Below are 9,930 nucleotides of genomic sequence, written 5' to 3'. Positions count from 1 at the left end.
CGCCGTCACCGCCGCGCTGGGGGCCGAGGTGGCAGGGCGCACCGGAGGCGACCAGGACACCGTCACCGTGCTCGTGACCTGGGCGCTCCTCCTCGCACTCCTCGCCGGGGGCCGCGCGGCCTGCAACTACGCCTCGACGGTGGCCTTCGCCCTCGTGGGCTCACGCGTGGCCACGGAGCTGCGCTCGCGGGTCTTCGACCACGTCCAGTCGCTGTCCCTGCGCTACCACTCGCGCGCTTCCGTGGGGGACACCTCGCAGCGGCTCGTGGGCGACGTCGGACGCCTGCAGGAGGTGGCGGTGACGGCGGGACTCCCGCTCGTGGGCAATGTGCTCACCCTGGTGGTGCTGCTGGGGGTCGTCATCGTGCTGGACCCGCTGCTCTCCGCGGTGGTCCTCGCGGCCGGCTGCTGCTACCTGCTCCTCTCCCACTACTCCGCGCCGCGGATCACCGACGCGTCCCGTGCCACGCGCAGGGGAGAGGGGCAGCTGGTGAGCTCTGCCGCCGAGGCCCTGGGCGCCATCCGTGTCGTGCAGGCCTACGGGCTGGAGCAGACCGTCGCCGCGGACTTCGCCGGAGGGAACGAACGTGCCCTCCGTGCCGGGGTCCGGGCACGGCGGCTGGCCGCAGGGCTCGAGAGGTCCACGGACCTCCTCGTGGGAGCGGCGACCGCGGCGGTCCTGGGCATAGGGGGCTGGCAGGTGCTGCGCGGGGAGATGACGCCGGGCGACATGGTGCTCTTCCTCATGTACCTCAAGCTCGCGATGAAGCCGCTGCGGGACATGGCGAAGTACACCGGCCGGATCGCCCGGGCGAGCGCCTCCGGGGAGCGGATCGCCGACCTGCTCGAGGAGCCGGTGGAGATCTGCGACCCCACCCCGCCGCTGGAGATGGGCCACGTGGACGGCGACCTCGTCTTCGACCGCGTCTGCGCACGGGACGGTCACGGCAGAGAGCTGTTCTCCGGGCTCAGCCTGCACATCCCGAGCGGCCAGCGGGTGGGTCTGCTGGGTCCGTCCGGCGCGGGCAAGTCCACGCTGGTGGGCTATCTCCTCCGCCTCGCGGACCCGGATGCGGGGAACGTGCTGGTGGACGGCTACGACACCCGCAGGGTGACGCGCGCGAGCCTGCGCGCGCACGTGTCGATCCTCCTGCAGGAGTCCGTGCTCTTCGCGGGCACCGTCCGTGACAACATCCGGTTCGGCCGGCTCGACGCCACGGACGCGGAGGTGGAGCACGCGGCGCGCCGTGCGGGGGCGCACGAGTTCGTCGCAGCCCTGCCCCAGGGCTACGACACGCTCCTCGGTCCGCGCGGCGACACGCTCTCCGGCGGCCAGCGGCAGCGGATCGCCATCGCCCGCGCCCTCGTCCGCGACGCTCCCGTGGTGGTCCTCGACGAGGCGACCACGGGGCTCGACCCGCTCGCCCGCGCACGCGTCGCGGCCTCGGTCGAGGAGCTCACCCGGGGGAGGACGACGCTGGCGATCACGCACGACCTCGGCATGCTCCGCGGGCTGGACCGCCTGCTGTGGCTGGAGGACGGCAGGATCGTGGAGGACGGCGCCCCGGCGGAGCTGTTCGGCCGGCCGGGCGGGCGCGTGGCCCACTGGGCCGCGGCGCAGACGAGGGAGGCCCGCGCATGAGGGCGCGCCTGGCAGCGCGGACCCGAGCGCCCCGGAAGCACCGGTGGGAGGCGCGCGCATGAGGCCGGCGCACGGGGACGCCACCGGTGCCGTGGACCGCACTGCCGGGCTGCGGCGCATCGCGGAGATGGCCGCGGTGCCGCGCGCAGACGAGGTGCTCGATCCCACTCGGCTGTCGTCGCTGCTGGGGGTGCGGGCCGCGCCGCGGTACCTGCGGATGAAGCCCGGTCGCAGCCTCGTCGTCGCCTGGGAGGAACCGGACGGTGAGGGCGCCCGGAGCTGGACCGGCGGCCACGGCTGGACGGGCATCTTCGCCGACAGCGACAAGCGCGACAACGCGGTGCGCCGTGCCCGCCGCGCGGGTGTCCCGCTCGTCGAGCACACAGCGGCGGGCGGCGGGGGACCGCACCTGCTCTCCGGACCGGTCTGGGCCGATCCGTCCCTCGTCTCGCAGCTGTCACGGGTGCGGGCGGAGGCGGTGCCGGGCACGCGGTGGGAGGTGCTGCGCTTCAACCCCCGCAGGCGCCTGGTGCTCCGGGCCGAGGACTCCTCCGGGGCGCGCGTGCTGCGGACGGCGGCCGGCGGCAGCGGAGCCCTCGCGGAAGCGACGCGGCTCTGGGCGCGCCTGGGCGCTCCTGTCCTGCCGGCGGAGGTGCGCGGACGGGTCCGCGGTCCGGACGGGGCGGGCACGGTGGTCTCGCCCTGGTGGGGCGCCGGAGATCTGCGGGCGCACCCGGAGGAGGCCGCCGCACGGAGTGCGGGGCGTGCCGTGGCGGCGGTCCATCGCCGTTCGCTGCGCGGCCTCCGCCCCGGGTCCGGGGCACCGGCGCTCCCGCGGACCGGGGTGCGTGTCCTCCGGTCCGGACTGGGACCCGCCGCCCGTGCCGTCGCCGCGGCGGCTCCCGCGCTCGGCTCCCGCGCGCGTCGTCTGGCGGACCGCCTCGGGCCCCGCCTGGACGACGGCGGCCCGCGGGTGCTGCTGCACGGAGACCTCTCGCCGGACCAGGTGCTGGTCGACGCCGCGGGGGAGATCCGCCTCATCGACCTCGACCGCGCCGGGGCGGGGCAGGCGGCCCGCGACGTGGGGAGCTGGCTGGCTGCCTGTCGCGGCGCGGGTCTGCCCCGGCTCGCCGCAGCGTTCACGGACGGCTACCGGGAGGTCGCCGAGGCCCGGGCCTCCGGCAGCGACGAGGGCCGTCTCCTGCGGACCGCCCTCGCCGGTGCCGCCGTGTGGGAGGCCCACGCGCTCGTCCTCGGAGCGCTGGACCCCCTGCGGCGGCTGGCACCGGACTGGCAGTCCCAGCTGGAGCGTCGACTGCGCGAGGCCGAGGAGGTGAGCGGGCTGTGAGGCTCCCGCCGGCGGAATGCGAGCACGGGGGAGTCCGGTGGACCGTGCGCCGGGCCTGGCCCGAGGGGGACGGGCACATCGTCCTCGAGGCGACCTCTCCGGACGGCCGGGTGCGGGCGGGCCGCCTCGGAGCGGACGGCATCGTCCTGCTGGAGGAGGGGTGCGACCCCCGTCTCCCGGCACTCACGGCCGCGGCGGCGGAGGGGACCGTCGTCTCGCACCGGCCGGGGAAGCGGGCGGTGGTGCGCAGCGCAGACAACGGTCGCTTCGTGAAGATCGTCCGGCCGGGACGGACCGCGGGGATCCTCGCGGGCATCGAGCGCGCCGCGTCCTTCGCCCGGTGGTTCCGCATGCCGAAGGTCCTCGACCACGATGAGACGACGGTGACGTTCGCGGCACTCGCAGGCACGAGCCTCCACGACTGCGCGGCGTTCAGCGCGGCGGAGTGGGACCGGGCCTGGGCGGAGACCGCAGCGGCGTGGGCGCGGGCGGTCTCCGGTCCGGAGCGCGGGGCGGTGCGGTGGGGAGCGGTCCACGATTCCGCCGCGGAGGCGGAAGTCCTCCGCACATGGTGTGAACGCGCGGCACCCCTCATGGGCGCCGAGCGCACCGGATACGCCGCCGCGGTCGAGGAGGCGGCCGCGGACCTCTGCGCCCCGGCGGTCCGCGACCGCGTCCGGAGGCCGTCCCACAGGGACCTGCACGACAAGCAGCTGCTGTGGGACGCCGCTGCCGGGCCCGGACTGCTGGACGCGGACACCGCCTGCCTCGCGGACCCGGCCCTCGACCTCGGCAACCTGCGTGCCCATGCGCTGTGGCGCGCGCGGCAGGGTGTGTGGACCGCCGAGCGCGCCGCGACGGTGCTCACGCGGCTGCGGGAGGCCGGGGCGCGGGAGGGCGTGCCGCCCGCGGCGACGCATCTCTACGAGCGGGCGGCGCTGCTGCGCCTCGGATGCGTCTACGCCTTCAGGCCCGCGTGGCACGAGGAAGCGGCCCGGCTGCGGCAGGCCCTCGTCGCCGCTCGGTGAATGCTCCGTGAAGAGGGAGCGCACGGTCTTCCCCCATGCAGTGACAGCTGTCACAGTGAAAATCCGGGCACCCTCTTGCCGCTAGTTAAAACTTCAACTAATGTGGGCGTTGTTGTTGAACATTGAACTACATGAGGAGCAGCCATGACCGCACTTCCCGCAGGACTCACCGCCGGCACCTGGAACGTGGACGCCACCCACTCCGAGTTCGCCTTCGTCGCACGCCACGCCGGCGTCTCCAAGGTCCGCGGCCTCTTCACCGTCATCGGCGGTGCCGTCGAGGTGGGTGAGACCCTCGAGGACTCGACGGTCTCCGCGACGGCGGAGGCCGCCTCGATCACGACCGGGAACGAACAGCGCGACGGCCACCTGCGCACGGGGGACTTCCTCCTCGCGGACGAGTACCCGGAGATCACCTTCGCCTCCACCGCGGTGGAGAACGTCGACGGACCCGAGTTCGACCTGCGCGGCGTCCTCACCATCCGCGGGGTGGAGCGTGAGGTCGTGTTCCACGCCGAGTTCAACGGCGCGGCCGAGGATCCGGGCGGCAACATGGTGGCGGGCTTCTCCGCGACCGGCACGGTGAACCGCAAGGACTTCGGCATGAGCTTCGACGCCGTGCTCAAGGGCGGAGAGCTCCTCGTGTCCGACAAGATCGCGGTGAACATCGAGATCGAGGCGGTGCGCGCCTGAGGCGAGTGCGTGCGTCCGGCATGACGACGCGTGCCTGAGCGCTGCGGGCGGTGGGGATGTCCCCACCGCCCGCAGCGCTCTGTGCCTCCTGCCCCGGCTGTCCGCGCCCAAGGTGCTCCGCGCGCGATGCCCGTCCGGCCTCGGCCCCGCACGTGCGCGGTTCTCTGCCGGGTGTGCGGAGGGGCTCAGCGGCTGCGGGCGAACTCAGAGGCTGCGGGCGAACTCCCGGATCCGCTCCGCCGCGAGGTCCACGTCCGCCGCGCTCTTGCAGAACGAATAGCGGATCACGGAACGCAGCCGGCCGGCCGTGGGGGAGCCCGCGGCGCAGAGGGCAGGCGCGGGGATCCCCGTCACCCCCGCCTCCCGTGTGAGACGGGCGTTGAGCGCCGCGGCGTCCTCGTCGGTGACCTCCGCGAAGTCCGCGAGCGCGAAGTATCCGGAGGCGGGTGAGTCCACGTGCACGCCGGGCACCTCGCGCAGGGCGTCGAGGAGGACGTCGCGGCGTGCGGCCAGCGCCTGTGCGTTCTCCCGCAGGAACTCCGGATGCTCACGGAGCGCCGCCGCGACGGCCGGCTGCAGCGGGGCGCCGGAGACGAACGTGAGGAACTGCTTGACGGACTGCACCGCCTGCACGACGGCGGGCGCGCCGATGAGCCAGCCCACCTTCCAGCCGGTGGCGTTGAAGGCCTTCCCCGCCGAGGAGACCGTGACGATCCGTGGATCGTCCACCAGCGCCGCGAGTGCAGTGTGGCGGGCGTCGAACACGAGGTGCTCGTAGACCTCGTCGGTCAGCACCCGCGCGCCGCTGGGTTCGACGATCTCCCAGATCCGGCGAAGATCCTCCTCGTCCAGGACGAGGCCGGTGGGGTTGTGCGGGGTGTTGAGCAGGACGACCGAGGTCTGCGGGCCCACTGCGGCCGTGAGGGCCTCGAAGTCCACGGCCGGTCCCGTGGGGGTCTGACGCAGACCCACCGGGCGGATCCGCGCGCCGCTCAGTGCCGCCGCAGCGGCGTAGGAGTCGTAGTACGGCTCCAGCACCACGACCTCGGACCCGGCCGGTGCCAGCGCCACGAGCGCGGCGGTGAGGGCCTCCGTGGCCCCGGTCGTCACGAGCACGTCCGCGGGATCCGTGCGCTGTCCCCAGTCCCGCAGCCGCTGCTCCGCGACCGCCTCCCGCAGCGCCGGCAGACCCTGCGGCGGCGAGTACTGGTTGTGGCCGGCGAGCATCGCCCGGTGCGCGGACTCGAGGAGGAAGCCCGGGGCGGGATCGCCGGGCGCGCCCTGCCCCAGATTCACCGCGCCGTGCGCGGCCGCGAGCTGCGTCATCTGCCCGAAGACGGTCTGCTCCACCGTGCCGTCGGGGGCGACGAGGCCCGCGGCGGCAGCCATGCGGTGCCACAGCGGTTCCGTGCCGGCCGGGCTCATGCCTGCGTCTCCTCACCCGTGCGGCGCCCGCCCGGCGTGTCCGCCACAGGCGTCCCGCCCGGTGCCGCCCCCAGCGCGTCGAGCGCATATGCGTGCAGTGCGCCGTTGCTCGCCACGGCGTCGCTGCCGAAGGGCCCCGGCCTGCCGGAGAGAGAGGTGAACACCCCTCCGGCCTCCGTCACGATCGGGACGAGGGCGGCCATGTCGTAGAGTTCGAGCTCCGGCTCGCAGGCGAGGTCCACGACCCCTTCCGCGACCAGCATGTAGGACCAGAAGTCGCCGTAGGCGCGCGTCCTCCACACCGCGTCCGTGAGTGCGAGGAAGCGCTCGCGCAGACCGCGCTCCGCCCAGCCGCTCAGCGAGGAGTAGGAGAGCGAGGCATCGGCGGGTGAGGTCACACCGGACACCGTCAGCCGCTCCGGCGGGCCGCCGGCCACGCTGCGGTGCGCCCCGCCGCCGGCCTGTGCCCACCACCGGAGGCCGAGTGCAGGGGCGCTCACGACGCCCACGAGCGGCGTCTCCTCGTCGTAGAGGGCGATGAGCGTGGCCCAGACGGGTACTCCGCGGACGAAGTTCTTGGTCCCGTCGATCGGGTCGACGATCCACCTGCGGCCCTCGGCGGAGCCGTGCGCGCCGAACTCCTCGCCCAGCAGCGCATCGGCCGGCCGGGCCTCGGCCAGCCGCGAGGCGATGAGCTCCTCGACGGCGCGGTCCACCTCCGTCACGGGGGTGAGATCCGGCTTGGACTCGACGGAGAAGTTGTGGGAGCGGAAGCGGGGGAGCGCGAGGGCGTCCGCGGCGTCGGCGAGTGCGAGTGCGAGTGCGAGGTCGTCTGCCATGGTCCCACTGTAGGCACACCCCGGCCCGCTGCGCCCCGGAGCCGTCATGCGGACGCCCCGGGGGCCGTGCCGTGAGCGGGGCGAGCCCTCAGCCGAGGCTGCCGAGCAGTCTGCGCAGGGAGGCGAGGCGGCGTGCGCCGGCCGGACCGGCGCGCCCGGACTCCACCCAGGCGTCGAGGGCGCAGCCGGGTGCCCCGGCCGCGTGGGTGCAGCCGCGCGGGCAGTCCGCGGTGGCGGGTGCGAGCTCCTCGAACGCGGCGACGACGGAGTCCGGGACCACGTGGGCCAGGCCGAAGCTGCGGATGCCGGGGGTGTCGATCACCCAGCCGCCGCCGGGCAGGGGCAGGGCCCAGGCCGAGGAGGAGGTGTGGCGGCCGGAGCCCGTCACCGCATTCACCTCGCCGGTGGCCCTGTCCGCGCCGGGCACGAGCTCGTTGATGAGCGTCGACTTGCCCACGCCGGACTGCCCCAGCAGCACCGCCTCCCGTCCGGCGAGCTCCGGCAGCAGGGCAGTGACGCGCGGCCGTCCCGCCTCACCGTAGCCGCACTCCACCACCTGTGCGCCCACGTCCGCGAAGTGCTCCCGCACCGCTCCGGCGGAGGCGAGGTCCGTCTTCGTCACGGCGATGACCGGGCGGATCCCCGCGTCGATGGCGGCGACGAGGGCACGGTCGAGGAAGCCCCAGGAGGGCTCCGGATCGGCCGCCGCCGTCACGAGGACGAGGGTGTCCGCGTTCGCCACGACCACCCGCTCGGTGGGGTCCGTGTCATCGGCGGATCTGCGGAGCACGGTCCTGCGCTCCTCGCGGCCCACGATGCGCGCCAGCGTGCCCTCGTCCCCGCTGACGTCGCCGACGACCCGCACCCGGTCGCCGGGGACGATGGAGCGCCGGCGGACCTGCGCGGCGCGGACGCAGGAGACGATGACGGCCTCGGGGTCCGCCTGTGCGAACGAGGGACCGAGCACCACACGCAGGCGTCCGCGGTCCACGGAGACCACCACGCCCGGGACGGCGTCGGCATGGTCCGGGCGGCGCTTGGTGCGGGGCCTGCTCCCGCGCTTGCTGGGGCGCGGCCGGTACTCCTCCGCGCTCCTGATGATGCGTGCCATGTCCGTACCCGCTCAGGCGTCCACGGCCCGCGTCCAGAGCTCGGGGAACTCCGCGAGGGTCTTGCCGACGGTCTGCGGATCGTCGATCCGCAGACCGGGGACACGGAGCGCGACGATCGCCCCCGCCATCACCATGCGGTGGTCGGCATAGGTGCGCCAGAGCGTCGGGACGGAGGGGGTGCCGGAGATCGTGAGGCTGTCCGGGCCCTCGACCACCTGCGCGCCCGCGCCGGTGAGCTCCGCGGCGAGTGCGCTGAGGCGGTCGGTCTCGTGGCCGCGGAGGTGCCCGATCCCGCGGAGCACGCTCGTGCCGGGGGCGAATGCGGCGACGGCGGCGGTGACGGGCGTGAGCTCGCCCACCTCGGAGAGGTCGAGGTCCACCGGGGCCAGCGTCTGCGGACCGGTGACGGTGAGTCCGGAGCGGTCGAGGTCACAGGTGCCGCCGAACGCCTCCGCGATCTCCCGGAAGCGGTCGCCCGCCTGCTGCGTGTGCGCCGGCCAGTGGGGGACCGTGACGGACCCGCCGGTGACGAGGGCGGCGGAGAGGAATGCGGCGGCGTTGGAGAGATCGGGCTCGACGGTGACGTCGAGGGCCCGAGGCCGGCCCGGCTCCACGACCCAGCGGCCGGGCGCGGGCTCCTCGACGTGGACGCCCGCGTCCGCGAGCACCTCGAGGGTCATGTCGATGTGCGGGCGCGAGGGCAGCGAGGCTCCCGTGTGCACGAGCTCGACGCCGAGGTCGAAGAGGCTGCCGGACAGCAGCAGTCCGGAGACGAACTGACTCGTCGCGGAGGCGTCGATCTCGATGTGGCCGCCCCGCATGCCGCCGGGCGCCTCGACGGTGAAGGGCAGGGTGCCGTTCTCCGCGGACACCTCCGCGCCCAGCGATTCCAGGGCGGTGAGGATCGTCGACATGGGGCGGGAATAGGCCTGCTCGTCGCCGTCGAAGCGCACGCGGCGTCCCGTGGCGGCGGCCAGGGGTGGGACGAAGCGCATGACGGTGCCGGCCAGGCCGCAGTCCACCCGGGCCTCGGCCGGGGCCGTGCCGTCCGTCCCGAGCGGCAGCGGGGCGACGCGCAGGGCTCCCTCGGAGTCCGTGCGTATGTCCGCGCCCAGCGCCCGCAGCGCGGACACCATCAGCTGTGTGTCACGGCTGACGAGCGCGTTGCGGACGACGGACTCCGCATCCGCCGCCGCGGCGAGGACGAGGAAGCGGTTGGTGAGGGACTTGGAGCCGGGGACGCGGACGGTTGCGGACACGGGTCCCGAGGCGGCCGGTGCGGCCCACTGCTCAGGCGAGGGCCCGGGGAGAGGAGAGGCGGAGCTTTCCATTCAGCTGCGGCTGCTCACGGCGTCGACGGCCCGGGCAGAGGTCTTCTCGATGCTCTTGCGCAGGTCCTCGGCGGCGTGCTGGGCGCGCCAGGCGAGCCCGGGCCGGCCGGCCGTGTCCACGGCGGCCAGCAGCGCGCCGCCGAGCAGCGAGGTGCGCGTGAGGAGGTCGCTCCGGCGCGCCGCCTTGTCCTCCTTGGACTCGGCGGCGTCCTGGGAGAGGGCTGTGCCGACGTCGTCGAAGTGGTCGGTGCCCACGCGGACGGACGCGCTGAGACGGGGGAGCGTGCCGATCGCGAGCAGGGCCCCGGCGGCCACCTGGGCGGCTCCGGCCGACCGGGCGAGGGTCTCCGGACCCACCGGCAGCTCCACCACGCGTGAGGCCGCGGCGAGGACGGCCTCGGCGGAGCGCTGGGAGCCGCGGGGAGCGCGGAGGCGGGAGATGCCGTTGGCGATGTAGGCGCCGGCGAGCAGGGGACGGGCGAGCAGACGGACAGGGCTCACAGTGGGTCCTT

The 9,930-nt window shown here is 74.8% G+C and carries 9 protein-coding genes; 4 read left to right on the top strand and 5 right to left on the bottom strand.

Annotated elements, in window-relative coordinates:
* The 4 genes from Q0A33_RS06550 to Q0A33_RS06535 all read left to right on the top strand — a co-directional run.
* The coding region (locus Q0A33_RS06550) for an ABC transporter ATP-binding protein (RefSeq protein WP_291794636.1) at positions 1-1,642 on the top strand (1,642 nt) is incomplete at its 5' end.
* Between the two features lie 58 nt (positions 1,643-1,700).
* Entirely contained in the window at positions 1,701-2,990 is a 1,290-nt protein-coding gene (locus Q0A33_RS06545) for a phosphotransferase (RefSeq protein ID WP_291794635.1), read from the top strand.
* The gene (locus Q0A33_RS06540; protein WP_291794634.1) at positions 2,987-4,018 is read left to right on the top strand and encodes a hypothetical protein; all 1,032 of its coding nucleotides are present in this window, start codon (positions 2,987-2,989) and stop codon (positions 4,016-4,018) included. The genes Q0A33_RS06545 and Q0A33_RS06540 overlap by 4 nt, the downstream gene beginning before the upstream one ends.
* 144 nt (positions 4,019-4,162) lie before the next feature.
* A complete protein-coding gene (locus Q0A33_RS06535; RefSeq protein WP_291794633.1) occupies positions 4,163-4,711 on the top strand; it encodes a YceI family protein in 549 nt (182 codons plus the stop codon).
* Between the two features lie 204 nt (positions 4,712-4,915).
* Here the strand turns inward: Q0A33_RS06535 and Q0A33_RS06530 are convergent, their stop codons facing one another.
* The 5 genes from Q0A33_RS06530 to Q0A33_RS06510 form a co-directional block, all read right to left on the bottom strand.
* A complete protein-coding gene (locus Q0A33_RS06530; protein WP_291794632.1) occupies positions 4,916-6,136 on the bottom strand; it encodes an aminotransferase class I/II-fold pyridoxal phosphate-dependent enzyme in 1,221 nt (406 codons plus the stop codon).
* Positions 6,133-6,975, bottom strand: coding sequence for a histidinol-phosphatase (gene hisN, locus Q0A33_RS06525; RefSeq protein ID WP_291794630.1), 843 nt, complete (start codon positions 6,973-6,975; stop codon positions 6,133-6,135). The genes Q0A33_RS06530 and hisN overlap by 4 nt, the downstream gene beginning before the upstream one ends.
* 88 nt (positions 6,976-7,063) lie before the next feature.
* Complete coding sequence (gene rsgA / locus Q0A33_RS06520; RefSeq protein ID WP_291794628.1) at positions 7,064-8,086, bottom strand: ribosome small subunit-dependent GTPase A; 1,023 nt, start codon at positions 8,084-8,086, stop codon at positions 7,064-7,066.
* Positions 8,087-8,098: 12 nt separating this feature from the next.
* Complete coding sequence (gene aroA, locus Q0A33_RS06515) at positions 8,099-9,418, bottom strand: 3-phosphoshikimate 1-carboxyvinyltransferase (RefSeq protein ID WP_291794626.1); 1,320 nt, start codon at positions 9,416-9,418, stop codon at positions 8,099-8,101.
* A partial coding sequence (locus tag Q0A33_RS06510; RefSeq protein ID WP_291794624.1) for a DoxX family membrane protein occupies positions 9,419-9,930 on the bottom strand: 512 nt, incomplete at its 5' end.

Source organism: Brevibacterium sp. (assembly GCF_022712115.1).
GTDB lineage: Bacteria > Actinomycetota > Actinomycetes > Actinomycetales > Brevibacteriaceae > Brevibacterium > Brevibacterium salitolerans.
This window is presented reverse-complemented; position numbering and strand designations above follow the sequence as displayed.

Coding starts and splice junctions, on each gene's coding strand:
- Q0A33_RS06545 (WP_291794635.1), top strand. CDS start 1,701: ATGAGGCCGGCGCACGGGGACGCCACCGGTGCCGTGGACCGCACTGCC.
- Q0A33_RS06535 (WP_291794633.1), top strand. CDS start 4,163: ATGACCGCACTTCCCGCAGGACTCACCGCCGGCACCTGGAACGTGGAC.
- Q0A33_RS06530 (WP_291794632.1), bottom strand. CDS start 6,136: ATGAGCCCGGCCGGCACGGAACCGCTGTGGCACCGCATGGCTGCCGCC.
- hisN (WP_291794630.1), bottom strand. CDS start 6,975: ATGGCAGACGACCTCGCACTCGCACTCGCACTCGCCGACGCCGCGGAC.
- rsgA (WP_291794628.1), bottom strand. CDS start 8,086: ATGGCACGCATCATCAGGAGCGCGGAGGAGTACCGGCCGCGCCCCAGC.
- aroA (WP_291794626.1), bottom strand. CDS start 9,418: ATGGAAAGCTCCGCCTCTCCTCTCCCCGGGCCCTCGCCTGAGCAGTGG.